Raw genomic sequence first — 26353 nt, forward strand, 5'->3', positions numbered from 1 at the left:
GAGGTAACATGAAATCATTTTTTAAAACATATTGGACCTATTTTGTTTCTTTCATCATTCCTTTAGTAATTATGACCGGAGTATACCTAACTCAAGGTATCTACTGGAATAGCGATACATCTCCACTATTAGGAGATGGTTTCCATCAATACGTTATTTTTGATGTGGCTTTACGAAATATTCTACATGGAAATGGTAGTTTGTTTTACACCTTTACAAGTGGCCTCGGACTAAATTTCTATGCTCTATCTAGTTATTACTTGGGTAGTTTTCTCTCACCCCTAGTTTACTTTTTTAATCTGTCGAATATGCCAGATGCTGTTTATCTGACCACTCTTTTAAAATTTGGATTGATTGGTCTGTCAACCTACTTTAGTTTGAATAGATTATTTAAAGATATTCCAAAATTTTTAAAACTAGCCTTATCTACTTCTTATGCTCTGATGAGCTTCACTGTCAGTCAGTTAGAGATAAAAACCTGGCTAGATGTTTTTATCTTGATTCCTCTAATTATTACTGGTTTACACATACTTGTAATACAAAAGAAGCGCCTACTATACTTTATAAGTCTGTCAATCTTGTTTATTCAAAATTATTATTTTGGATATATGACAGCTTTGTTTCTAATTTTCTGGTATATCTGCCAAATTTCTTGGGACTTTAAAACTCGAAAATCATCTTTTCTTGATTTTGTTGTTACCTCCTTTTTAGCAGGAATGGCTAGTTTGATTATGACTCTTCCTACACTGTTTGATTTACAAACTCATGGGGAGAAGTTAACTGCCATCACGAAATTAAAAACAGATAGTAGCTGGTATCTGGATATTTTCGCAAAACAATTCATTGGATCTTTTGATACAACTAAGTATGGAGCTATACCAATGATTTTTGTTGGATTGCTTCCTTTTATTTTAACCATTCTATTTTTCACAATAAAATCCATAAGGTTTCACGTGAAACTTACCTATGTAATTTTCTTTATTTTTTTAATATCAAGCTTTTACATAGAGGCACTTGATTTGTTTTGGCAAGGGATGCATACCCCAAATATGTTTTTGCATCGCTATGCTTGGATTTTTTCCACTCTGTTAATTTATACTGCAGCAGAAGTCTTAAATCGTCTGAAAGAACTGAAACTCTGGAATCTATTTGTCTCACTTTTTCTTGTACTGACAGGGTTTTTGGCTACTGTATACTTTAAATCACATTATTCTTTTTTAACAGATTTGAATATCCTACTCACCCTTGAATTTCTCCTGGTTTATGCTCTTTTACTTCTTGCAGTCATTAGAAAATTTATCTCTGTAAATCTATTTGCAATTCTTTTGTCTTTATTTATAACAGCTGAGATAAGCTTAAATGCTTCATCTCAAATGGAAGGAATAGCTAAAGAATGGGCCTTTGCTTCTCGTAGCGCCTATAATAGAGATATCACTGCTATGGAATCCATTCTAAACCAAATTGACAATCCATTTACACGTACTGAAAAACTGCAAATTCAGACTGGGAATGACAGTATGAAATTTAACTACAATGGAATCTCTCAATTTTCGTCTGTACGAAATCGTTCAGCTAGCACTAGTTTGGATAAACTGGGATTCAAATCCTCTGGAACCAACCTCAATCTCCGTTATGCAAATAATAGTCTTTTAGCAGATAGTTTATTTGGAATCCAGTACAATATTTATGAAACTTCACTTGATAAGTATGGCTTTCAAGAAATTTATCAAAAGGATCATTTAACCTTATATAAAAATCAATTCTCTTTACCCATTGCTTTTGCAACTCAATCTATTTACACAGATGTAAACTTTAACAATCACACTCTGGATAATCAGGCTTTATTTATAAACCAGCTTGCTAATCTCAACTTAGATTACTTCTCCCCAATAGCATATGATAAAACAGATACTTCAGATGGTTTAACGAGCATCACAGGTTCTGCGAATGAAGATGCAAAGATTGATTATCAAATTGAGGTTCCTCAAAATAGTCAAGTCTATCTCTCTTTTTCAAATCTTCATTTTACAAACGATAAGCAAAAGAAAGTTGACATCCTTGTCAACGGTGAAAAAAAGACTTTTACAACTGACAATGCTTTTAATTTCTTTAATTTGGGTTATACTGAAGAACAAAAAACTTTCAATATCAGTGTTAGTTTCCCTGGAAATTCTCAGGTGTCATTTGAATCTCCAACCTTCTATCGTTTAGATACTCAGGCCCTAACTGAAGCAATCCAAAAAATTAAAGAACAACCTGTAGAAGTATCCACCTCTAAAAATAAAGTCTTTGCTACATATGAAGTCAAACAAGATACCTCTATTTTCTTCACTATTCCTTATGACAAAGGTTGGTCTGCATACCAGGATGGGAAAAAACTTGAAATCAAGCAGGCTCAGACTGGTTTTATGAAAGTTGATGTTCCAAAGGGAAAAGGCACCATTACACTTTCCTTTATCCCCAATGGTTTTGTTATTGGAGCAGCCTGCTCACTAACTGCCCTTCTTCTTTTTGGGATCTATAATCACAGACAAAATTTATCTAAGACAGAAAAAGATTGACCAATTTCTTGGCCAATCTTTTTAATCTTCTTCCATTTTCTTAGGTTGATAAGCTAGCATACCTAAAGCAGTAAAGAAAGCTAGAGTTATAATAAGGAAAATCACTTGATGATGAATATTTCCTGTCATAGAGATTGTTTGTCGTAAGCCTGATACAGAGTAACTCATTGGTAACCAAGGATTGACACCTTTAAAGAAATCATTTGTCAAAGCAAGTGGATAAGTCCCTGCACTTGATGCTAACTGTAATAAAAGTAAAATAAGAGAGAAGAAGGCTCCTAAACGGCTATTCCAAGTTGTTAAAGCTGTCACCATAGACATGAAAGCTAAACTTGTGATTATAATTAGAATCAAGGTTCTCATCTCATGATTAGCAGTCAATCCAATAAGATGAACACCTCCATAAACTAAAACACCTGCTAAGACAGCTATAATCCCATTTATTTCAGAACGAGACTTCAACCAAGCCCAACGACTCTCTGGATGACGTCCAGAAGGTAACTTAGCAAAAATCATATTGGTAGATATAGCAGCAACAAAAAGAGCAACTGATATCATATAAGGAGCCATGGCAATCCCATTTACAGGAACTTGGTCATTATCTGTTTTTGAGAGAAGTAGAGGTTCAGATAATGTTTCTGCATTTTTAGATTCTGTTGAAGCTGATTTGAGTTGATTATTAGCATTGCCTAATCCTTGTCCTAATGAATCAACTCCTGTCTGTAAATATTCAAGACCAGAGGTTAAGCTTGTTCCACCTTCTGCTAGTTTTCCAGTACCATCTGCAATCTTCATAGCGCCACTTCCTAGTTGAGATGCTGCAGAAAGTAACTGTGTTGATTTGTCTGTTAATTGACCAGAGCCAAATTGTAATTTAGTAAGACCTGCTATCAGCTCTGGGCTCTTATTATTCAATTGAGCAGACCCAGATGACAAGCTTCCTATACCTGATACTAATTCTGGAGCTTTTCCAGCTAACGCATCTACTCCAGCTGTCAAGGTTGATGTATTTTCTGTCAACTTACTTGATCCAGAAACTAATTGATCTAGACTAGTTGTTAAGTTTGCATTCTTTTCACTTAGTTTATTGGCACCTATAGAAATTGTGTCCAGTCCCCTAGTATAGTTTACAACTCCTTTTTCAATTGACTGACTTCCAGGAACTAACTGATTGTCTACAGTAGTTTGTAATTTTGTAAATCCATTTGACAATGTTGTCAAGGAGCTAGATGCTACAGGTAAGAGTTGATTTGCTTTCGTCTGCACATCAGATAGATTAGATACTTGTTGTTCTGAATTCTCTATACTTTCTTTCAATCCTCCTACTATCGTTAAAATTGTTTTTGCTGACTCAATAGTAGAATTAGAATTTTTAGAAATAGCTTCTGTCAGTTCTTTCTTTTGTTCCTCTGTCAGAGATTGATAAGTAGCTGTTGATTGAAGGTTCGCAAGAGTTTTCTCTTGTTCTATCTGACTTTTAGTCACAATATCCTGAGCAAGAGTTGTTAGATTTGGTAAAACCTCTGATAATGTCGTTTTCAGTTGAGCATTATCTGATATTGTAAGAGCTTGTAGTGTTTTATTTAGTTCCCCTAGGCTAGTTGCCAATTGATTTATTTCTTCACTTTGTTGAGATGAGGACTCTAATTGACTTGAAATTTTTTTAATACCAGTATTTAATTGCTCCATTCCATCTCTTAGTGTATCTGATTGATTGGATAATTGACTTGTTCCGTTAGAAAGTTCTTTCACACTACTTGTATAAGCATTTACACCAACTGAAAATTGATTGAGACCTGTATCCAGTTGTGAAACGCCACCTGTATAGGACTTTATACCTGTATTTAGCTGATTTACACCTGTCACCAACTCAGGAGTTTTTGAAGCTAATTGACCAAGTCCAGTGTCAACTTGTGAGACAGCATTTGTATAACTTTGTAAACCACTATTAAAAGTTCCTAAACCAATATGTAATTGCTCTATAGCAGACACATAGCTAGATAAGCCTTTTGTAAATTGATCCGCTCCATTTGAAAAAGTTACAGTTGAATTAGCTAGAGTATTAAGATTTGTCGTCAATGTTTGACTTCCCGTCACCAACTGATCGGCTCCATTAGCCAATTTTTCACTTCCATCAGCTGCCTTATTTATTCCAGACTTCAAATCATTCATTTTTTGAAATAGTGCCTTGGTATATGTTTCAGTTACATTCGTAGAGACGGTTTGTTTTAATTGTGTCATTGCAGAATCACTCATCTTACTTGCAATAAAGCTATGCCCACTTGACGTCTGATAATCAATCTGCATCTGTTCAGGATGATTCGTTAAGATTGAGGCAGCTTTTTCAGATAAGTCACTTGGTAAAGTCACTACCATGTAGTAGTCACCTTCTTCTAGGCCTTTTTCCCCTTCCTCTTCATTAACAAAATGAAAATCTAAAGCCTTATTTCCTTTTAAATTAGACACCATGTCATCACCAATTGTCATTGTCTGTCCATTATAAGAAGCTTCCTTATCTTTATTGACAACTGCCACAGGTAACTCGGATAATTGGCCATAAGGATCCCACATGGATGATAAAAATATAATGTTGTATAAAGCTGGAATGAGAGAAATCCCTATCATTACAATGATAAAGGTCGGTTTTTTAAATATTGCTTTCCATTCTTTAAACATATTTCCTCCTTTTTTAAACATATTGTCTAAAATTTTGATATAATAGATTATACATCAAAAAATCCAAATTACAAGGTAAAAAATATTTTTTTAGACACATCGTCTATTTTTGTATACAAGGAGAAATTATGAAAGAAAGTAACAAACGTTTAAAAACAAAACGAATTATCGAAAATGCCATGGTTCAATTATTGATGGACCAACCCTTTGATCAAATTTCTACAGTTAAGTTAGCAGAAAAAGCCGGAATCAGTCGTTCCAGCTTTTATACTCACTACAAGGATAAGTATGATATGATTGAGCATTACCAAAGTAAGCTCTTTCATACCTTTGAGTATATTTTCCAAAAACATGCCCATCATAAAAGAGATGCTATTTTAGAAGTATTTGAATATTTAGAGTCTGAACCACTATTAGCTGCTCTTTTATCTGAAAATGGGACAAAAGAAATTCAAAATTTCTTGAGAAATAAACTGCATATTATGCTTAGCACTGATCTTCAGAAACGTTTTATGCAACTACAACTAAATCCAATTGAATTAGAATACAGTAGCATTTATCTAACAAATGCTCTATTTGGAGTTTGCCAGACTTGGATTGCCCATGGAAAAAAAGAAAGTCCGCAAGAAATGACCGACTTCCTTATGAAAATGTTAGGTGATGTAAACTAAAAAAGAACACCAATGGTGTTCTTTTTATCTGACTCCGCCAGTAGGACTCGAACCTACGACATCATGATTAACAGTCATGCGCTACTACCAACTGAGCTATGGCGGATAAAATAGTCCGTACGGGATTCGAACCCGTGTTACCGCCGTGAAAAGGCGGTGTCTTAACCCCTTGACCAACGGACCATCTATCTGTAGCAGATATAACCATTATATCAATTTCTTACTGATTGTCAATCACTTTTTAGATTTTTTCTCTAGAATATCTTTTAGTTTACGAACTTTCAAACGAGTGATGGGGCAGCGATGATCTTCATAAAAGACAACTTCTAGATTCTTTCGATCAATTTCTCTAACATTTCCAATATTGATTAGGAAAGATTTATGAGGAGAATAAAATCGCTGGGTATGTTTGTCCTTTTCCTGAATATCCGTCATTGTTCCATAGAACTCTTTGGCAAAATTCTTACCAATAATTCGCAGTTTATGAGAAACACCTGTTGTTTCGATATACAAAATATCATGGTAAGGGATTTTCAAATCATTTCCCTTATAGTTGTAATCAAAATAGTCTACAACATCTTCGTTTTCAAGCAGCATGCTCTTAGTGTAAAAAATACTCTGCTCGATACGTTTTTTGAACAATTCATCATTGATGTCTTTGTCTACAAAATCTAGAGCTGATACCTGGTATTTATAAGTTAAAGTAGCAAATTCAGATCGACTGGTAATAAAGACAATAATAGCATAAGGATTGTGGTGACGGATAAACTGTGCCACTTCAAAGCCTTTTTTCTCAATTCCGTGAATATCGATATCTAGGAAATAAAGCTGGTTTACTTCATCATTTTCAATATATTCCTTAAACTCACGAACTTTTCCTGTTGTCTTATAAGAAATAGGAATATTTGATTCCTCAGAGATTTCATTCAATATTCTCTCAAGTCTCACTTGATGCTCAATAACATCTTCTAAAATTAGTACTTTCATTCAAATTCCCTCTTAAATCTAATAATTTGTCTAAATGTGTTGTCTTCCATCTCTGTTTCTAAAATAATGTTGTCATACTTATCTAAAATCTCCTTGACATTATTAAGCCCTAGACCTCTATTTCTTCCCTTGGTAGAGAAACCTAAGGCAAATAGGTCCTCTGAAGGCGTCATAGTGATTTTACATGAATTCTGGATGACTATAACTGTCTCAAAATCCATTTTAATGACTGCAACTTCCATTTGTTTCAAATAACTATCCGCAGCACCTTCAACAGCATTATTTAATAGAATACTCATGATTCGAACAAGATCAAGTAAGTCCATTGACAATCTAGTAATAACATCCTTTACTTCCAATGTAAACTCTACATCATTATTTCGTGCATATACAATTGATTGAGCAATCACACTTCGTAAAGCTGAGTCCTCTATACTGTTTAAATCAAAGTAAGTATACTTTTCTGACCTCAATTTTTGATTTGCTTTTACTAAGACTTCCTTGTAAATTCTGTCAATTTCTTGTAAATTCCCACTATCAATTGCCATTTGCATGCTGACAAGCATCCCAGCATAGTCATGACGAAAACCTCGAATTTCATTATACAAGCCCACAATTTCATCTGTATAATTCTGTAAATATTTTTGTTCAAATTTCTTTTGTTTTAGAGCAATCTCTTTTTCAACTTGAACTTTATGAGAGTTCATTGCAAAGAAGCACAATAACATACATATAAAAATAATTGCTGCTAAAATACTCCCAAAGCTATTTAAATGAGGAAAAGTACTAACAATATCTGAAATAAACAGTACAATATGTAAAGTGAAGAAAGCAACTATAACTTTTTTTAAAAAAGGATAGAGATAATCTTTGTCAAAATATTTAAGTTCTAGATTAAAATAGGTAATAATTTTGTCTATTACAAGATAGGAAATTAAATTAATTATGAAAAAGAATAATCTTTCATGTTGTTCTACAAGTAAGTCACCTGTAATAGATGATATAGTAACGGAAAAAAAAGTATGAGCACTTTGATACAATAGTGAAAATATTAAACTTAAAAATATATTTTTTGAGGAATCATACTTTTTAATAAATTTAAAATAGCAATAGAATAGAATTGGATAAAAATTCTTTAAAGTATAATGTAAAATCAGTATTAATTTATCAGAATCTATAAAAGAGAATATAAAAGCATAAATTAATTGAAATATAAAGAATATAAAACCAAAAATATATCTTTCTTTTTTAGAAATTTCACAAATTCGACTATAAATTTTACTGATTATAACACAAGTTAAGAATGCATCTAATATTCCTACCATAATATCCATTTTCTACTCCTTTATTTTCTCCTAAAAATAGGAATTTGCTTGAAAAGATCCATTAATCCTCTTTTATCTCCACCCCGAATCTCCTGCAATTCTTTCTCCGTAAGCTTTTTAAACTGTTCCAATTTAACTGTGTTTTTCATAATAAAATCTCCTGTATTGTTTTTCTTGTAAGTTAACTTACAAACCTATTATACAAAATGAAGACCATATAAGAAAAAATTTTTCCCAACTGTACATTTTTGCGCCTGAAACGCACTTTTTTTAAGAAAAAAGCTGGGAGTAATCCCAGCTTCTTCTCTAATGTACTGATCCCAGCAGGATTCGAACCTGCGACCGTTCGCTTAGAAGGCGAATGCTCTATCCAGCTGAGCTATGAGACCTAACATGACCATTCTATCAAAAAACAAGAAGTAAGTCAATCTTCTATTTATGATAAGGGGATCCCTGCTGAATGGTAAAAGCACGATAAATTTGTTCAACAAGAACTAATCTCATTAACTGATGTGGCAAGGTCAAACGTCCAAAACTAACAGAAAGATTCGCTCGATGCTTCACAGCAGGGGATAGTCCCAGACTTCCACCAATAATAAATGTAAGGGTAGAAAATCCCTTTATAGAAGCCTGTTCCAGCTGTTTACTGAATTCTTCTGAAGAGAGAGTTTTTCCTTCAATTGCCAACACAACAACAAAATCTCTTTCTCCAACTTTAGAAAGAATTCGATTTCCCTCTATTTCTAATATTTTGTAATTTTCTGACTCACTTGCCTTATCTGGAGTTTTTTCATCAGCTAACTCAATGATTTCTACAGTGGCAAAACGAGATATACGTTTACTATATTCAGCAATGCCATCTTTAAGATATTTTTCCTTCAGTTTTCCAACTGTTACAATTTTTATTTTCATTCTTCTATTCTATCATATCCACACTTTATTTCACATCTTATACACATAAAAACTATCTAAAATAACAAGCAAATTCACAGAATAAAGTGAGTTATCCACAACTTGTGTAAAACTTCTACCTTTAAGCTTGAATTAAGTTAATAGATTTATACTTTAATCAAATAAAAAACAAACGGAGGCGTTTATGAAACACTTACAAAATTTTTACAAAAAAGGAGTTACCTTTCTTATCATCATTCTGATAGGATTTTTGAGTGGTGCTCTGGGAAGTTTTGTGACACTGCAACTTTATCAAAAACAAGTAAGTCAAGCCGCAAATAACACTACAAACACTGTTACTCAGACTTCCTACAAAAATGAAAATGCAACAACTCAGGCCGTTAATAAGGTAAAAGATGCCGTTGTGTCGGTCATCACTTATTCAGCAAATCGGCAAAATAGTGTTTTTGGAAATGAAGAGACAGATACGGATACCGACTCTCAACAGGTAGCAAGTGAAGGTTCTGGTGTTATTTACAAAAAGAATGGGAAAGATGCCTATCTTGTGACAAATACCCACGTTATTCAAGGAGCTTCAAAAGTTGATATCCGTTTAGCAGACGGTACAAAAGTTCCTGGTGAAATTGTCGGTTCTGATACGTTCTCTGATATTGCTGTCGTAAAAATTTCTTCAGAAAAAGTCACAACCGTAGCAGAATTTGGAGATTCTAGCAAGCTTAATGTCGGAGAAACTGCAATCGCAATTGGTAGTCCTCTGGGCTCAGAATATGCCAATACAGTTACCCAAGGAATCATTTCAAGTCTCAATCGAAATGTCTCTCTAAAATCTCAAGATGGTCAAGCGATTTCTACAAAAGCTATTCAGACAGATACTGCTATTAACCCTGGTAACTCTGGTGGTCCACTTATAAACATTCAAGGCCAAGTTATCGGGATTACATCAAGTAAAATTGCAAGTAATGGTGGAACCTCTGTCGAAGGTCTTGGTTTTGCAATCCCATCAAATGATGCTCAAAATATTATTAAACAGCTTGAAAGTGACGGTAAAGTGACTCGCCCTGCTCTTGGAATTCAAATGGTTAATTTGGCTAATATCGGAGCTAATGATCTTAGAAAACTCAATATTCCAAGTAGCGTAACTTCTGGTGTAGTAGTAAAATCTGTTCAAAGTAATATGCCTGCATCTGGTCACCTTGAAAAATATGACGTTATTACCAAAGTTGACGACAAGGAGATTTCTTCGTCAACAGATTTACAGAGTGCTCTTTACAACCATTCTATCGGAGACACCATTAAAATCACCTACTATAGAAATGGGAAAGAGGAGACTACAACTGTTAAACTAGATAAAAGTACAAGTGATTTAGAATCTTAATTGACATCAGTGTAAAGAAAACTTTACATATAATAAAAGATATGTTAGTGTAGAATCATGGAAAAATTTGAAATGATTTCTATCTCGGAAATACAAAAAAATCCCTATCAACCTCGAAAAGAATTTAATGCAGATAAACTAAGGGAATTGGCTGAGTCAATCAAAGAAAATGGGGTCATCCAACCCATCATCGTTCGTCAATCTCCTGTAATTGGTTATGAAATCCTTGCAGGAGAGAGACGATATCGGGCTTCTCTCTTGGCTGGTCTGACTTCTATTCCAGCCCTTGTGAAACACCTCTCAGATCAGGAAATGATGATTCAATCAATCATTGAAAATTTGCAGAGAGAAAACTTAAATCCTGTTGAAGAAGCACGCGCCTATGAATCTTTAGTAGAGAAAGGGTTTACTCACACTGAGATAGCAGATAAAATGGGGAAATCTCGACCTTATATCACTAATTTTATTCGTTTACTTTCCCTACCAGGGCATATCTTAGCTGAAGTAGAAAATGGAAAAATTTCTCAAGCTCATGCACGCTCACTAGTTGGTTTAGATAAAGAGCGACAGGAATATTTCTTTCAACTAATCAAAAATGAAGATATCTCTGTGAGAAAGCTAGAAACACTGCTGACAGAGAAAAAACAAAAGAAGCAGAAAAAAAGTGATTCTTTCATCAAAGATGAGGAAGATAAATTAAAAAAACAACTTGGATTGAATGTAGAAATTAAACTTTCTAAAAAAGATACTGGAAAGATTATTATTTCTTTTTCAAGCCAAGAAGAATATGACAGAATTATCAACAGCCTGAAATAAGGCTGTTCTTTTATTTTTTCAACCCACAAATTTATCCACTATTTTTTATAGCAAAAAATCAAAGAATTCAAGGGAATCCCTCACTTATCCCCAACCTGTGGATAAAAAATGTAAACATTGTGGATTCTTTTCCACAGATTGTGGAAAAATGCTAGCATCTATGGTAAAATAAATCTAACAATAAACCTTTTTACATCAAATATAGCAAAGGAGGGGATAATCGGTGAAAGAAAAACAATTTTGGAATCAAATCTTGGAATTGGCTCAAGAAAGATTGACACGTTCTATGTACGATTTCTATGCCACACCTGCTGAACTCATAAAAGTGGAGGGAAATGTAGCTACTATCTTTTTACCTAGACCTGAAATGGAAATGGTTTGGAAAAAACAACTCAAGGATATCATTGTGGCTGCTGGTTTTGAAGTTTATGATACTGAAATAAAAACTCAATTTGTCTTAACAAAGCCTGAGGAAGAATCTTCAACCTATGTCATGGATTCTGAAAATAGCAATCATTATGTTGCTTCACAGGCCAATCTTGCTATTCCATATTCTGAAACAGGATTGAAGGAAAAATATACCTTTGATAACTTTATTCAAGGAGATGGAAATATCTGGGCTAAGTCTGCTGCTCTGGCTGTTTCCGAAGACCTCGCCTTGACTTATAATCCCCTTTTCATTTATGGTGGTCCTGGACTAGGGAAAACCCACTTACTGAATGCTATTGGAAATGAAATTCTAAAAAATATTCCTGAAGCTCGGGTTAAGTATATTCCTGCTGAAAGTTTTATCAACGACTTTCTTGAGCATCTGAGGCTCGGGGAAATGGAAAAATTTAAAAAAACTTACCGAAGTCTTGATCTCTTGCTGATTGATGATATCCAATCTCTCAGTGGAAAAAAGGTTGCAACTCAAGAAGAGTTTTTCAATACTTTCAACGCTCTTCATAGCAATCAAAAACAAATCGTTCTGACTAGTGACCGAAGTCCTAAACATTTAGAAGGCCTTGAGGAAAGGCTTGTCACGCGCTTTAGCTGGGGATTGACTCAAAATATCACCCCTCCTGACTTTGAGACACGTATCGCCATTCTTCAAAGTAAAACGGAACATTTAAACTACCATTTCCAGAGTGATACCCTAGAATATCTGGCTGGTCAATTCGATTCAAATGTTCGAGAACTTGAAGGAGCAATCAACGATATCACTTTAATTGCCAGAGTAAAGAAGATTAAAGACATCACTATTGATATCGCTGCTGAAGCTATCAGAGCTCGCAAACAAGATGTTAGCCAACTGCTAGTCATTCCAATTGAAAAAATCCAAACTGAAGTTGGTAATTTTTATGGAGTGAGTGTCAAAGAAATGAAGGGGACGAGACGAGTTCAAAACATCGTTTTGGCGCGTCAAGTAGCTATGTATCTAGCTAGAGAACTGACAGATAATAGTCTTCCAAAAATCGGAAAAGAATTCGGAGGAAAGGATCACACCACCGTTATTCATGCCCATGCTAAAATTAAATCCTTGATTGACGAAGACGATAATTTACGCTTAGAAATCGAAGCAATCAAAAAGAAAATTAAATAGTTTGTGGATAACTTTTCCTTTTCTATCTTTTTTATCCACATTTTTTAAACAAACTTAAAAGCCTGAAATTACTAAATAGAAATCAGTTTTCCACAGAATTCACACACTCTATTATTTCTATTATCCTTCTAATACTAAAAATAAATAAAGGAGAATCCATGATTCATTTTTCAATTAATAAAAATTTATTTCTACAAGCCTTAAATACCACAAAACGAGCAATTAGCTCCAAAAATGCTATTCCAATTTTATCAACAATCAAAATTGATGTTACCAATGAAGGCATTACTTTAATTGGATCAAATGGTCAAATTTCCATTGAAAATTTCATTTCTCAAAAGAATGAAGATGCAGGTCTTTTGATTACTTCCTTAGGTTCGATTCTTCTTGAGGCTTCTTTCTTTATCAATGTTGTATCTAGTCTTCCAGACGTAACGCTTGATTTCAAAGAAATTGAACAAAAACAAATTGTCTTAACAAGTGGCAAATCAGAAATCACCCTAAAAGGAAAAGATAGCGAACAATATCCACGAATCCAAGAAATTTCAGCAAGTACTCCTTTGGTTCTTGAAACAAAATTACTCAAGAAAATTATCAATGAAACAGCTTTTGCTGCAAGTACGCAAGAAAGTCGTCCCATCTTAACAGGTGTTCACTTCGTATTGAGTCAACATAAAGAACTAAAAACAGTTGCGACAGACTCTCATCGCCTTAGCCAGAAAAAATTGACTCTTGAAAAAAATGGCGATGATTTCGATGTGGTAATTCCTAGTCGCTCTCTACGCGAATTTTCAGCTGTATTTACGGATGATATTGAAACAGTGGAGATTTTCTTTGCCAATAATCAAATCCTCTTTAGAAGCGAAAATATTAGCTTCTATACTCGTCTCCTAGAAGGAAACTATCCTGATACGGATCGTTTGATTCCAACAGACTTTAACACTACAATTACTTTTGATGTGGTTAATTTGCGTCAATCTATGGAGCGTGCACGTCTCTTATCAAGTGCGACTCAAAATGGTACTGTGAAGCTTGAAATTAAAGGTGGAGTTGTTAGCGCCCATGTTCACTCTCCAGAAGTTGGTAAAGTAAACGAAGAAATCGATACGGAGCAGGTGACTGGTGATGATTTAACTGTTAGTTTCAACCCAACTTACTTGATTGATTCTCTCAAGGCTTTAAATAGCGAAAAGGTAACTATTAGCTTTATCTCAGCTGTTCGTCCATTTACTCTTGTGCCAGCAGATACTGACGAAAATTTCATGCAGCTCATCACACCAGTTCGTACAAATTAAGTGAAAGAGGTTGAGCCTAGCTCGCCTCTTTTATGATATAATCAAAAAAGAAAAGGAGAGTAATATGTATCAAGTTGGAAATTTTGTTGAGATGAAAAAGCCCCATGCTTGTACAATCAAGTCAACAGGAAAAAAAGCTAATCGTTGGGAAATTACACGTGTAGGGGCAGATATCAAAATCAAATGTAGCAATTGTGACCACCTTGTCATGATGAGTCGCTATGATTTTGAACGAAAAATGAATAAGATTATTGACTAAGAACACTTAGTTAGAGGGTTAGCAAGTTTTCCCTTTTTGTGTTATAATGTTAGGGATTGAAATGAGAACGGAGAATGAGAAACTATGGCTTTAACAGCAGGTATCGTTGGTTTGCCAAACGTTGGTAAATCAACCCTTTTTAATGCAATTACAAAAGCAGGAGCAGAGGCGGCAAACTACCCATTTGCGACTATTGATCCAAACGTTGGGATGGTGGAAGTTCCAGATGAACGCCTACAAAAACTAACGGAAATGATTACACCTAAAAAGACAGTCCCAACAACATTTGAATTTACAGATATTGCAGGGATTGTAAAAGGAGCATCAAAAGGAGAAGGGCTAGGAAATAAATTCTTGGCTAACATCCGTGAAGTAGATGCGATTGTTCATGTTGTGCGTGCATTTGATGATGAAAATGTTATGCGTGAGCAAGGACGTGAAGACGCCTTTGTGGATCCACTTGCAGATATTGATACCATTAACCTAGAATTGATTCTTGCTGACTTAGAATCAGTTAATAAACGCTACGCGCGTGTAGAAAAGATGGCACGTACGCAAAAAGATAAAGAATCAGTAGCAGAGTTTAACGTTCTTCAAAAGATTAAACCAGTCCTTGAGGATGGAAAATCAGCTCGAACTATTGAATTTACAGATGAGGAACAAAAGGTTGTCAAAGGTCTCTTCCTTTTAACCACTAAACCAGTTCTTTATGTTGCTAATGTGGATGAGGATGTAGTTTCAGATCCAGATTCTATCGACTATGTGAAACAAATTCGAGAATTTGCAGCGACAGAAAATGCAGAGGTAGTAGTTATTTCTGCGCGTGCTGAGGAAGAAATTTCTGAGTTAGATGATGAAGATAAGCAAGAGTTTCTTGAAGCACTTGGCTTGACAGAATCAGGTGTTGATAAGTTGACTCGAGCTGCTTACCACTTACTTGGACTTGGAACTTACTTCACAGCTGGTGAAAAAGAAGTTCGCGCTTGGACCTTTAAGCGTGGTATGAAAGCTCCTCAAGCAGCTGGTATTATCCATTCAGATTTTGAAAAAGGCTTTATTCGTGCAGTAACCATGTCATATGAGGATCTAGTGAAATACGGATCTGAAAAGGCTGTAAAAGAAGCTGGGCGCTTGCGTGAAGAAGGAAAAGAATATATCGTTCAAGATGGTGATATCATGGAATTCCGCTTTAATGTCTAATAACATTTAACAAATAGTGTCAATTAGGTTGGAAAAAAATTCCAACCCTTTTGGCTTTTGAAAGGAAAAATAAATGACCAAATTACTTGTTGGATTAGGAAATCCAGGAGATAAATATTTTGAAACCAAGCACAATGTTGGCTTTATGTTGATTGACCAACTAGCTAAAAAACAAAATGTCACCTTTACACATGACAAGATATTTCAAGCTGACCTAGCATCTTTTTTCTTCAATGGAGAAAAAATTTATCTCGTCAAACCAACAACATTTATGAATGAAAGTGGAAAAGCAGTTCATGCTTTATTGACTTACTATGGTTTGGATATTGAAGATTTACTCGTTATTTACGACGACCTTGACATGGAAGTCGGAAAAATTCGTTTAAGAGCAAAGGGCTCAGCAGGTGGGCATAATGGTATCAAGTCTATTATTCAACATATAGGGACTCAGGTATTTAACCGTGTTAAAATAGGTATTGGAAGACCTAAAAAAGGCATGTCGGTTGTTCATCATGTTTTAAGTAAGTTTGATCAGGATGACTATGTGGGTATTTTACAGTCTATTGACAAGGTTGACGATGCTGTAAACTACTGTTTGCAAGAGAAAAACTTTGAGAAAACAATGCAGAGGTATAACGGCTAAATGGTGACTTTATTAGATTTATTCTCAGAAAATGATCAGATAAAAAAATGGCATCAAAATCTGACAGATAAAAAAAGACAACTACTACTAGGTTTATCAACGTCTACTAAGGCTCTTGCAATTGCAAGTAGTCTAGAAAAAGAAAATAAGATTGTGTTACTGACTTCAACTTATGGAGAAGCAGAGCGAATTATCAGTGATCTTCTTTCTCTCTTAGGAGAGGAAGTTGTCTATCCTTTTTTGGTAGATGACTCTCCTATGGTAGAGTTTTTGATGTCTTCGCAAGAAAAAATCATTTCGCGGGTTGAGGCCTTGCGTTTTTTGAATGATCCATCTAAGAAAGGGATTTTAGTTTGTAATATCGCAGCAAGTCGATTGATTTTACCCTCTCCAACTAGATTTAAAGAAAGTATTATAAAAATTGCGGTTGGCGAAGAATATGACCAGCACGAGCTACTTCACCAGTTAAAGGAAATTGGATATCGAAAAGTTACTCAAGTACAGACACAAGGTGAGTTTAGTATTCGAGGAGATATTTTAGATATTTTTGAAATGTCTCAGTTAGAACCTTTCCGAATTGAGTTTTTTGGTGATGAAGTTGATGGCATTCGTACTTTTGAAGTCGAGACACAATTATCGAAGGAAAATCAAACAGAACTAACCATCTTTCCAGCTAGTGATATGCTTTTGAGAGAAAAGGATTATCAACGAGGACAGTCAGCTTTAGAAAAGCAAATTTCGAAGACTCTATCGCCGATTTTGAAATCCTATCTAGAAGAAATTTTGTCAAGTTTTCATCAAAAACAAGTACATTCAGATAATCGAAAGTTTTTGTCTTTATGTTACGATAAAACATGGACTGTATTTGATTATATTGAAAAAGATAGGCCAGTATTCTTTGATGATTATCAAAAATTGATGAATCAATATGAAGTTTTTGAAAGAGAATTAGCGCAATACTTTACAGAAGATTTACAGAATGGTAAATCATTTTCTGGGATGCAGTATTTTTCAGATACAGAGCAAACATATAAAAAACAAAGTCCAGTTACCTTTTTCTCTAATCTTCAAAAGGGTTTAGGAAATCTCAAGTTTGATCACATTTATCAATTTAATCAATATCCTATGCAGGAGTTTTTCAATCAATTTTCTTTTCTTAAAGAAGAAATTGAGCGATATAAAAAAATGAACTACACAATTGTTCTGCAGTCTAGCAATTCAATGGGAAGTAAAACATTGGAGGATGTTTTAGAGGAATATCAGATTAAATTGGATTCCAGAGATAAGTCAAATATATGTAAAGAATCTGTAAACTTGATTGAGGGTAATCTAAGACATGGTTTTCATTTTGTAGATGAAAAAATTCTCTTCATTACTGAACATGAGATTTTTCAAAAGAAATTAAAACATCGTTTTAGAAGACAACATGCTTCAAATGCAGAGCGATTAAAAGATTATAATGAACTTGAAAAAGGGGACTACGTTGTTCACCATATCCATGGAATTGGTCAATATCTAGGAATCGAAACAATTGAAATCAAAGGTATCCACCGTGATTATGTCAGTGTACAGTATCAAAATGGTGACCAAATCTCCATCCCAGTGGAGCAGATTCAGTTACTGTCAAAATATGTTTCAAGTGATGGGAAACCTCCTAAACTCAATAAATTAAATGACGGTCATTTTAAAAAGGCTAAGCAAAAAGTTAAGAACCAGGTAGAGGATATAGCTGACGATTTAATCAAACTCTATTCTGAGCGTAGTCAGTTGAAGGGTTTTGCGTTCTCAGCTGATGATGAAGATCAACATGTTTTTGATGATGCCTTCCCTTATGTTGAAACGGATGATCAACTTCGTAGTATTGAGGAAATCAAGAGAGATATGCAGGATTCTCATCCCATGGACCGACTTTTAGTTGGGGATGTTGGTTTTGGAAAGACTGAAGTTGCAATGCGTGCTGCCTTTAAGGCTGTCAATGATCACAAACAGGTTGTCGTTCTAGTTCCGACGACGGTTTTAGCACAACAACACTATACGAATTTTAAGGAACGATTCCAAAATTTTGCTGTTAATATTGATGTGTTGAGTCGCTTTAGAAGTAAAAAAGAGCAGGCAGAGACACTTGAAAAATTAAAGAATGGTCAAGTTGATATTTTGATTGGAACGCATCGTGTTTTGTCTAAAGATGTTGTGTTTTCTGATTTGGGCTTGATGATTATTGATGAGGAACAACGATTTGGTGTCAAGCATAAGGAAACTTTGAAAGAACTAAAAAAACAAGTAGATGTCCTAACCTTGACAGCAACGCCAATCCCTCGTACCCTTCATATGTCTATGCTAGGAATTCGAGATTTGTCTGTTATTGAAACTCCTCCAACCAATCGCTATCCTGTTCAAACCTATGTATTAGAGAAGAATGATAGTGTCATTCGTGATGCTGTCTTGCGTGAAATGGAGCGTGGAGGTCAAGTTTACTATCTTTACAATAAAGTTGATACGATTGACCAGAAGGTTTCAGAATTACAGGAGTTGATTCCAGAGGCTTCGATTGGGTATGTTCATGGACAAATGAGTGAAATTCAGTTGGAAAATACTTTATTGGACTTTATTGAAGGACAATATGATATTTTGGTGACAACTACCATAATTGAAACAGGAGTTGACATTCCAAACGCAAATACCTTATTTATCGAAAATGCAGACCATATGGGCTTGTCAACCTTGTATCAATTAAGAGGAAGAGTCGGTCGTAGCAATCGTATTGCTTATGCTTATCTTATGTATCGCCCAGAAAAATCAATCAGTGAAGTCTCTGAGAAGAGATTAGAAGCAATCAAAGGGTTTACAGAATTGGGATCAGGATTTAAGATTGCGATGCGAGATCTTTCGATTCGTGGAGCAGGAAATCTTCTAGGAAAATCCCAGTCTGGTTTCATTGATTCTGTTGGTTTTGAATTGTATTCTCAGTTACTAGAGGAAGCTATCGCTAAACGTAATGGTAATGGGAATACAAGAAGCAAAGGGAATGCTGAGTTGATTTTACAAATTGATGCCTATCTTCCTGATACTTATATTTCTGATCAACGACATAAAATTGAGATTTACAAGAAAATTCGTCAAATTGACAACCATGTCAACTATGAAGAGTTACAAGAAGAGCTGATGGACCGTTTTGGAGAATATCCAGATGTGGTGGCTTATCTTTTAGAGATTGGTTTGGTCAAATCATACTTGGACAAGGTATTTGTAGAACGTGTGGAGAGAAAAGAAAATAAGATTACAGTTCAATTTGAAAAAGTCACTCAACGACTGTTCTTGGCTCAAGATTATTTTAAAGCCTTATCCGCAACAAACTTAAAAGCAGCCATAGCTGAGAATAAGGGATTAATGGAAGTTGTATTTGATGTCCGAAACAAGAAGGATTATGAAATTTTAGAAGGTCTGCTGATTTTTGGAGAAGGTTTATTAGAGATAAAAGAATCAAAGGAAGCAAATCCCATTTAACATTTTTCTTCTATAAAAAGGATAAAAATGGTACAATAATAATTTGAGGTAATAAAAATGAGATTAGACAAGTATTTAAAAGTATCACGAATTATTAAGCGTCGTACAGTCGCAAAAGAAGTAGCAGATAAAGGTAGAATCAAGGTGAACGGAATCTTGGCCAAAAGTTCAACGGATTTAAAAGTTGATGACCAAGTTGAAATTCGTTTTGGAAATAAGTTGTTGCTTGTTAAAGTACTAGAGATGAAAGATAGTACAAAAAAAGAAGATGCAGCAGGCATGTACGAAATTCTCAGTGAAACACGGGTAGAAGAAAATGTCTAAAAATATTGTACAGATGAATAATTCTTTTATTCAAAATGAACACCAACGCCGTCGTTACCTGATGAAGGAGAGACAAAAACGAAATCGTTTCATGGGTTGGGTTCTTATTTTGATGATTTTGTTGTTTATTTTACCAACTTATAACTTGGCTCAAAGCTATAATCAGTTATTACAACGCCGCCAGCAATTGACAGAGTTGAAAGAGCAGTACCAAACTCTTAGTGATGAAAAGGATAAGGAATCTGCTTTTGCTGCAAAGTTGAAAGATGAAGACTATGTAGCGAAATATGCACGCGCCAAGTACTATTACTCAAAGAAACGAGAAGCAATTTACACCATTCCTGATTTGCTTCCGAGGTAATGTCATGGAAAATTTATTAGAAGTTGTTGAGCAGTTTTTAAGTTTATCAGATGAAAAATTAGAGGAATTGGCAGCTAAAAACCATTTATTACGATTACAAGAAGAAAGGGAAGAGAAGAATGCGTAAGTTCTTAGTAGTGTTATCACTACTATCTGTTTTTATCATAACTTCAAGAGTAGTTAGCACAGAAAAACAGCTCCCTTACTCTTCACAAGAAATTTATTATCTAACTGAGTCTGATCATGGATTCTACTATAAAGAACCCCTTGAATCGCCAATGGTTTATGGAGAAACAGCTGTCTATGCTAATGAAGATCTTGTAAAGGAGTCTGGTAAATTAACTCCTGAAACCGCCTTTAAAATCGTAGAATGGCGTTTGAATAGACAAGGTGTTCCTGTTTTTAAATTAGATAATCATCAGTTTATCCTTGCAGATAAGCGTTTAGTCTATGATCAAAGTCATGCTCAAACTCAAAATAGACAAGTATGGTTGGAACCAGGGTTTGTTATCTATAACAGCCTTTATGACGTTAAAGAAATTTCTTCTACCCTCTCTCCTTATCAACACGTAACAGTGGATAGAACCCTCTTTGCTGAGGGACAAGAATTTCTGCATATTGATCAAGTTGGGTGGGTATCAAAAGAGTTCGTCTCAGAAGAGGATAATCGCATCCAGAAGGTTCAAGAAATCTTATCAAACAACTATCAGAATGAAAATTACTCTATTTATGTTAAACAGCTGAGTACAGGTAAAGAGGCTGGGGTGAATGAAGACAGCAAACTCTATGCAGCTAGCATCTTGAAATTAGCCTACCTTTATTATGCTCAAGATAAGATAAATCAAGGTGACTATACGTTTGACAGTAGCTTCAAGTATATCCCGGAAGTAAATAGTTTCCCTGGGTCCTATAAACCAGAAGGTAGTGGCAGCTTACCTAAAAAAGAAGATAACAAAGAATACAGTCTTCAACAGTTAATTACCAAGGTAACAAAAGAGTCTGATAATGTTGCTCATAATATTTTAGGTTATTATGTGACTAATCAATCTGACGGGGTTTTTAAAGAGAAAATGTCTACTATTATGGGTGAAGATTGGGATGTGAATGATAAATTGACTTCTTCAAAAATGGCTGGAAAGGTCATGGAAGCTATTTATAATCAGAATGGTTTTGTCTTAGAATCTCTCAGTAAGACTGATTTTGACAATCAAAGAATTGCAAAAGGTGTTTCGGTTAAGGTAGCTCATAAAATCGGAGATGCCGACGAGTTTAAACATGACACTGCCATTGTCTATACTGATTCTCCTTTCGTTCTTTCTATTTTCACCAAAAATTCTGATTATGACACCATTTCTAAGATAGCCAAGGATGTCTATGAGGTTCTAAAATGAGGGAGCAGGATTTTTTAAATCATTTTCTCAGAAAAGAGTATTTCAAAAAACATTCTAAAATCGTATTAGCTCTGTCTGGCGGACTGGATTCGATGTTTTTATTCCATCTATTGTCCACTTATCAAAAAGAGTTAGAAATTGAGCTGATTGTAGCACATGTCAATCACAAGCAGAGAAGTGAGTCTGACTGGGAGGAACATGAACTAAGGAAGTTAGCTGATGCAGCTGAACTTCCTATTTATATCACAAGCTTTTCAGGAGACTTTTCAGAAGCGCGTGCTCGAGAGTTTCGTTATGATTTTTTTAGGAAAATCATGAAAGAGTTTGGAGCAACTGCCTTGGTCACTGCCCACCATGCAGATGATCAAGTTGAAACGATTTTGATGCGCTTGATTCGAGGAAGTCGGTTACGCCATTTAACAGGGATAAAAGAAAGTCAAGTAGTTGATGATATTGAAATCATCCGTCCCTTGTTGCAATTTCATAAAAAGGATTTTCCACCAATTTTTCATTTCGAAGATCAAACAAATCAGGAAAATACCTATTTTCGCAATCGTATTCGGAATAGGTATTTACCAGAACTTGAAAAAGAAAATCCTCGTCTTAAATCCGCCCTTTTAGATTTAGGAAGGGAAATTTCAGATTACCAGGCAACAATAACGGAACTTTCGAAAAAAATTGATGTGGAAGATTTGAATGAGCTATTTTCATACTCTCAACAAACTCAAGGAATCTTGCTCCAGAACTATCTTAATCAATTTCCAGACTTAAATCTGACAAAGGCTCAGTTTGCTGAAGTTCGACAGATTTTAGCAAGGAAAAGCCAGTATCGTCATTCTCTTAAAAATGGCTATGAATTGATAAAAGAGTATCAGAATTTTCGAGTTTGCAAAATCAGTCCACAGGCCGATGAAAAGGAAGATGAACTTGTGTTACACTATCAAAATCAAGTTCGATATATGGGCTATTTATTTTCCTTTGGCATTCCTATTGAAGGGGATTTTGTTCAAAAAGTAACGGTTTCACGGGAAACACCTGTACATATTAGATGTCGAAGACCTGGCGATGTTCTTATCCTGAATGGTCACCGAAAGAAACTGAGACGTTTATTTATAGATTTGAAAATCCCTATTGAAAAACGAAAAACAACCCCTATTATTGAGCAATTTGGAGAAATTGTCTCAATTTTGGGAATTGCTATCAGTGATTTGAGTAAAAACACGAAAAATGATATAATGAACACTGTACTTTATATAGAAAAAATAGATAGGTAAAAAGATGTTAGAACACGATATTGAAAAAATCCTCGTTTCACATGATGAAATTACAGAAGCAGCTAAAAAGCTAGGTGCACAATTAACCAAAGACTATGAGGGGAAAAATCCAATTCTTGTTGGAATTTTGAAAGGGTCGATTCCTTTTATGGCGGAATTGGTTAAACATATTGATACACATATTGAGATGGACTTCATGATGGTATCTAGCTACCATGGTGGAACTGCAAGTAGTGGTGTAATCAATATCAAGCAAGACGTGACTCAAGATATCAAAGGAAGACATATTTTATTTGTAGAAGACATCATCGATACAGGTCAAACCTTGAAAAATTTGCGAGATATGTTTATTGAAAGAGAAGCGGCTTCTGTTAAGATTGCAACCTTGTTGGATAAACCGGAAGGGCGTGTTGTTGAAATTGAAGCAGATTATACTTGCTTCACTATTCCAAATGAGTTTGTAGTAGGATATGGTTTGGACTACAAAGAAAATTATCGTAACCTTCCTTATGTTGGAGTATTGAAAGAAGAAGTTTATTCAAATTAGAAAGATCTATCTTTAATGAAAAAACAAAATAATGGTTTAGTTAGAAATCCATTTCTATACTTGTTAATTATCTTCTTCCTAGTGACAGGATTCCAGTATTTTTACTCTGGAAATACTGCTGGACGAAGCGAAAAAATTAACTATACAGAACTGGTAAAAGAAATTACAGCCGACAATGTAAAAGAATTGACCTATCAGCCAAATGGTAGCATCATTGAGGTGTCTGGTGTTTATAAAAATCCTAAGACTAGTAAAGAAGAAACAGGGATTCAATTTTTCACTCCTACTGCTACAAAAGTAGAAAGATTCTCAAGTACCATTCTTCCGTCGGATTCAACAGTTTCAGAATTGCAAAAACTTGCTTCTGAACATCAGGCTGAGGTTACAGTCAAACATGAGAGTTCAAGTGGCATGTGGATCAATATCCTTGTCTCTGTTGTGCCGTTTGCTATTCTCTTCTTCTTCCTATTTTCTATGATGGGAAATATGGGAGGAAATAGTGGCCGAAATCCAATGAGTTTTGGACGTAGCAAGGCTAAAGCTGCAAACAAAGAAGATATCAAGGTACGTTTCTCGGATGTTGCAGGTGCCGAGGAAGAAAAACAAGAATTAGTTGAAGTTGTTGAATTCCTAAAAGATCCAAAACGATTTACTAAACTTGGTGCGCGTATTCCTGCGGGTGTTCTTTTAGAGGGACCTCCGGGAACAGGTAAGACTTTGCTTGCTAAGGCGGTTGCCGGAGAAGCAGGCGTTCCATTCTTTAGCATTTCAGGATCTGACTTTGTAGAAATGTTTGTCGGAGTTGGTGCAAGTCGTGTTCGTTCTCTTTTTGAGGATGCAAAAAAAGCAGCACCAGCCATTATCTTTATCGATGAAATTGATGCTGTTGGTCGCCAACGTGGTGTCGGACTCGGCGGAGGAAATGATGAACGTGAGCAAACCTTGAATCAACTCTTAATTGAGATGGATGGTTTTGAGGGAAATGAAGGAATCATCGTTATCGCTGCAACGAACCGTTCAGATGTTCTAGATCCAGCTCTTCTCCGTCCAGGACGTTTCGATAGAAAAGTCTTGGTTGGTCGTCCTGATGTTAAAGGTCGTGAAGCAATTTTGAAAGTTCACGCTAAAAACAAACCTCTAGCAGACGATGTTGATTTGAAACTAGTTGCCCAACAAACCCCAGGTTTTGTGGGAGCTGACTTAGAAAATGTTCTAAATGAGGCAGCCTTGGTTGCAGCCCGTCGCAACAAGTCAGTCATTGATGCTTCAGATATTGATGAGGCAGAGGACAGAGTGATTGCTGGTCCATCTAAGAAAGATAAAACAGTATCACAAAGAGAACGTGAATTGGTTGCATATCACGAGGCTGGACATACAATTGTTGGTTTAGTCTTGTCAAATGCCCGTGTTGTTCATAAAGTGACCATCGTGCCACGTGGACGTGCAGGCGGATACATGATTGCACTTCCTAAAGAAGACCAAATGCTTCTTTCCAAAGAAGATATGAAAGAACAATTAGCAGGTTTGATGGGTGGTCGTGTAGCTGAAGAGATTATCTTTAATGTCCAAACTACAGGAGCTTCAAATGACTTTGAACAAGCTACACAGATGGCGCGTGCAATGGTCACTGAATACGGTATGAGTGAAAAACTTGGCCCAGTCCAATACGAAGGTAATCATGCTATGTTTGGTGCACAAAGTTCTCAAAAATCAATTTCAGAGCAAACAGCCTATGAGATTGATGAGGAAGTTCGTTCATTATTGAATGAGGCACGAAACAAAGCTGCTGAAATTATCCAATCAAATCGTGAAACCCACAAACTGATTGCAGAGGCATTGTTGAAATACGAAACATTGGATAGTACTCAAATTAAATCTCTTTACAAAACAGGAAAAATGCCTGAGACAGTAGAAGAGGAATCACATGCCCTATCTTATGATGAAGTAAAATCAAAAATGAGTGAAGAAAAATAACCCAAGAGAGGCAGTGCCTCTCTTTTTATGTGCCGTTGAGGGAGGAAGAAGTATAGAATAGAGAAAGTAGACTCAGGGGCTCGCGCATTTTGTTAAACTAAATGCAGAAAGGAGAGGCCTATGAATCTGAAAGAACTATACGAAGAAAGCAAAGGGATTGTCCATAAGTGCCGCAAAGAATACCATTTACATCTGTGGGAGAAAGAGGACTGGGATCAGGAGGGGATGCTGTGCCTGTATGAGCTGGTGAATCTATCTCTTTCATGAGCTTCTAAAGAATTACAAGGCAAGTCAGAGTAAAGAAAAACAAGAACAACTTGACCGTCTGATGGGAGGAGAATGTTTCAAAGGTAGAAAGAACCTTCTGAGAGAATTAAGCATCGTGTTCAGTGATTTTAGGTAAACTGAAAATAGGCAAAAAAGTCCTTGACAAAGTTTGAAAAGTAGGTATAATAGAAAGAGTTGAAAAGCTCAGGTCCGTTGGTCAAGGGGTTAAGACACCGCCTTTTCACGGCGGTAACACGGGTTCGAATCCCGTACGGACTATGTGTGTATCGCAGGGACGAAAAAAGTAAAAAAAGTTTCAAAAAAGTGTTGACATAGGTCAACGGCTGTGATATACTAATATAGTTGTCGCTTGAGAGAGAAAGAGTGACAAAGACCTTTGAAAACT

The 26353-nt window shown here is 35.4% G+C and carries 22 protein-coding genes, 4 tRNA genes and 1 pseudogene; 19 read left to right on the forward strand and 8 right to left on the reverse strand.

What is annotated here, in order from left to right; all coding sequences use genetic code 11:
* The first annotated feature begins 8 nt into the window (after positions 1–8).
* Positions 9–2561 carry a YfhO family protein gene (locus D8802_RS06145; protein WP_125395185.1) on the forward strand — a complete coding sequence of 851 codons (2553 nt, stop codon included), beginning with the start codon at positions 9–11 and terminating at the stop codon, positions 2559–2561.
* Between the two features lie 21 nt (positions 2562–2582).
* On the opposite strand, the gene D8802_RS06150 is transcribed toward D8802_RS06145, so the two are convergent.
* Positions 2583–5237: a YhgE/Pip domain-containing protein gene (locus D8802_RS06150; protein WP_125395186.1), complete on the reverse strand. Its 2655-nt coding sequence runs from the start codon at positions 5235–5237 to the stop codon at positions 2583–2585.
* Between the two features lie 128 nt (positions 5238–5365).
* On the opposite strand from D8802_RS06150, the gene D8802_RS06155 reads away from it, so the two are divergent.
* The gene (locus tag D8802_RS06155; RefSeq protein WP_125395187.1) at positions 5366–5908 is read left to right on the forward strand and encodes a TetR/AcrR family transcriptional regulator; all 543 of its coding nucleotides are present in this window, start codon (positions 5366–5368) and stop codon (positions 5906–5908) included.
* Positions 5909–5940: 32 nt separating this feature from the next.
* On the opposite strand, the gene D8802_RS06160 is transcribed toward D8802_RS06155, so the two are convergent.
* From D8802_RS06160 to rlmH, 7 genes are all read right to left on the reverse strand, one after another.
* A tRNA-Asn gene (locus D8802_RS06160) sits at positions 5941–6014 on the reverse strand.
* 5 nt (positions 6015–6019) lie between these two features.
* A tRNA-Glu gene (locus D8802_RS06165) sits at positions 6020–6091 on the reverse strand.
* A gap of 51 nt (positions 6092–6142) precedes the next feature.
* Positions 6143–6895, reverse strand: coding sequence for a competence system response regulator transcription factor ComE (gene comE, locus D8802_RS06170; RefSeq protein ID WP_000866080.1), 753 nt, complete (start codon positions 6893–6895; stop codon positions 6143–6145).
* Positions 6892–8229: a competence system sensor histidine kinase ComD gene (comD, locus tag D8802_RS06175; protein WP_125395188.1), complete on the reverse strand. Its 1338-nt coding sequence runs from the start codon at positions 8227–8229 to the stop codon at positions 6892–6894. Before comD ends, comE begins: the two co-directional genes overlap by 4 nt.
* Positions 8230–8240: 11 nt before the next feature.
* Positions 8241–8369, reverse strand: coding sequence for a competence-stimulating peptide ComC (gene comC, locus D8802_RS06180; protein WP_125395189.1), 129 nt, complete (start codon positions 8367–8369; stop codon positions 8241–8243).
* Positions 8370–8535: 166 nt separating this feature from the next.
* A tRNA-Arg gene (locus D8802_RS06185) sits at positions 8536–8609 on the reverse strand.
* 43 nt (positions 8610–8652) lie between these two features.
* Positions 8653–9132, reverse strand: a complete 480-nt coding sequence (rlmH, locus tag D8802_RS06190) for a 23S rRNA (pseudouridine(1915)-N(3))-methyltransferase RlmH (RefSeq protein WP_125395190.1) — start codon at positions 9130–9132, stop codon at positions 8653–8655.
* Between the two features lie 184 nt (positions 9133–9316).
* Here rlmH and htrA point away from each other — a divergent pair, with 184 nt between their 5' ends.
* From htrA to D8802_RS06270, 17 genes and pseudogenes are all read left to right on the forward strand, one after another.
* On the forward strand, positions 9317–10507 hold the full coding sequence (htrA, locus tag D8802_RS06195; protein WP_125395191.1) for a serine protease HtrA: 1191 nt from the start codon (positions 9317–9319) through the stop codon (positions 10505–10507).
* Positions 10508–10564: 57 nt separating this feature from the next.
* Positions 10565–11323: a ParB/RepB/Spo0J family partition protein gene (locus D8802_RS06200; RefSeq protein ID WP_125395192.1), complete on the forward strand. Its 759-nt coding sequence runs from the start codon at positions 10565–10567 to the stop codon at positions 11321–11323.
* 223 nt (positions 11324–11546) lie between these two features.
* Positions 11547–12908, forward strand: a complete 1362-nt coding sequence (gene dnaA / locus D8802_RS06205) for a chromosomal replication initiator protein DnaA (protein ID WP_125395193.1) — start codon at positions 11547–11549, stop codon at positions 12906–12908.
* A 158-nt stretch (positions 12909–13066) separates the two neighbouring features.
* Positions 13067–14203 carry a DNA polymerase III subunit beta gene (dnaN, locus tag D8802_RS06210; RefSeq protein ID WP_125395194.1) on the forward strand — a complete coding sequence of 379 codons (1137 nt, stop codon included), beginning with the start codon at positions 13067–13069 and terminating at the stop codon, positions 14201–14203.
* A gap of 64 nt (positions 14204–14267) precedes the next feature.
* Positions 14268–14462: a DUF951 domain-containing protein gene (locus D8802_RS06215; protein WP_000285184.1), complete on the forward strand. Its 195-nt coding sequence runs from the start codon at positions 14268–14270 to the stop codon at positions 14460–14462.
* Between the two features lie 84 nt (positions 14463–14546).
* Positions 14547–15662, forward strand: a complete 1116-nt coding sequence (gene ychF / locus D8802_RS06220) for a redox-regulated ATPase YchF (protein WP_001218700.1) — start codon at positions 14547–14549, stop codon at positions 15660–15662.
* A 73-nt stretch (positions 15663–15735) separates the two neighbouring features.
* Positions 15736–16305, forward strand: coding sequence for an aminoacyl-tRNA hydrolase (gene pth, locus D8802_RS06225; RefSeq protein WP_125395195.1), 570 nt, complete (start codon positions 15736–15738; stop codon positions 16303–16305).
* A complete protein-coding gene (mfd, locus tag D8802_RS06230; protein ID WP_125395196.1) occupies positions 16306–19809 on the forward strand; it encodes a transcription-repair coupling factor in 3504 nt (1167 codons plus the stop codon).
* Between the two features lie 57 nt (positions 19810–19866).
* A complete protein-coding gene (locus D8802_RS06235) occupies positions 19867–20133 on the forward strand; it encodes an RNA-binding S4 domain-containing protein (RefSeq protein ID WP_001234975.1) in 267 nt (88 codons plus the stop codon).
* Entirely contained in the window at positions 20126–20494 is a 369-nt protein-coding gene (locus D8802_RS06240; RefSeq protein WP_000041924.1) for a septum formation initiator family protein, read from the forward strand. Before D8802_RS06235 ends, D8802_RS06240 begins: the two co-directional genes overlap by 8 nt.
* 4 nt (positions 20495–20498) lie before the next feature.
* Positions 20499–20621, forward strand: a complete 123-nt coding sequence (locus tag D8802_RS10330) for an SP_0009 family protein (protein ID WP_000429343.1) — start codon at positions 20499–20501, stop codon at positions 20619–20621.
* Positions 20614–21885: a serine hydrolase gene (locus D8802_RS06245; RefSeq protein WP_125395197.1), complete on the forward strand. Its 1272-nt coding sequence runs from the start codon at positions 20614–20616 to the stop codon at positions 21883–21885. Before D8802_RS10330 ends, D8802_RS06245 begins: the two co-directional genes overlap by 8 nt.
* Complete coding sequence (gene tilS / locus D8802_RS06250) at positions 21882–23159, forward strand: tRNA lysidine(34) synthetase TilS (protein ID WP_125395198.1); 1278 nt, start codon at positions 21882–21884, stop codon at positions 23157–23159. Before D8802_RS06245 ends, tilS begins: the two co-directional genes overlap by 4 nt.
* A gap of 4 nt (positions 23160–23163) precedes the next feature.
* Positions 23164–23706, forward strand: a complete 543-nt coding sequence (gene hpt, locus D8802_RS06255) for a hypoxanthine phosphoribosyltransferase (RefSeq protein WP_125395199.1) — start codon at positions 23164–23166, stop codon at positions 23704–23706.
* Positions 23707–23721: 15 nt separating this feature from the next.
* Complete coding sequence (gene ftsH, locus D8802_RS06260; protein ID WP_125395200.1) at positions 23722–25680, forward strand: ATP-dependent zinc metalloprotease FtsH; 1959 nt, start codon at positions 23722–23724, stop codon at positions 25678–25680.
* Between the two features lie 120 nt (positions 25681–25800).
* Positions 25801–26083: pseudogene (locus D8802_RS06265) on the forward strand (hypothetical protein).
* A 71-nt stretch (positions 26084–26154) separates the two neighbouring features.
* Positions 26155–26226: transfer RNA gene (locus D8802_RS06270), tRNA-Glu, on the forward strand.
* The last annotated feature ends 127 nt before the right edge of the window (positions 26227–26353 follow it).

The sequence above is a fragment of the Streptococcus oralis genome, assembly GCF_003943395.1.
Classification (GTDB): Bacteria; Bacillota; Bacilli; order Lactobacillales; family Streptococcaceae; genus Streptococcus; species Streptococcus oralis_BF.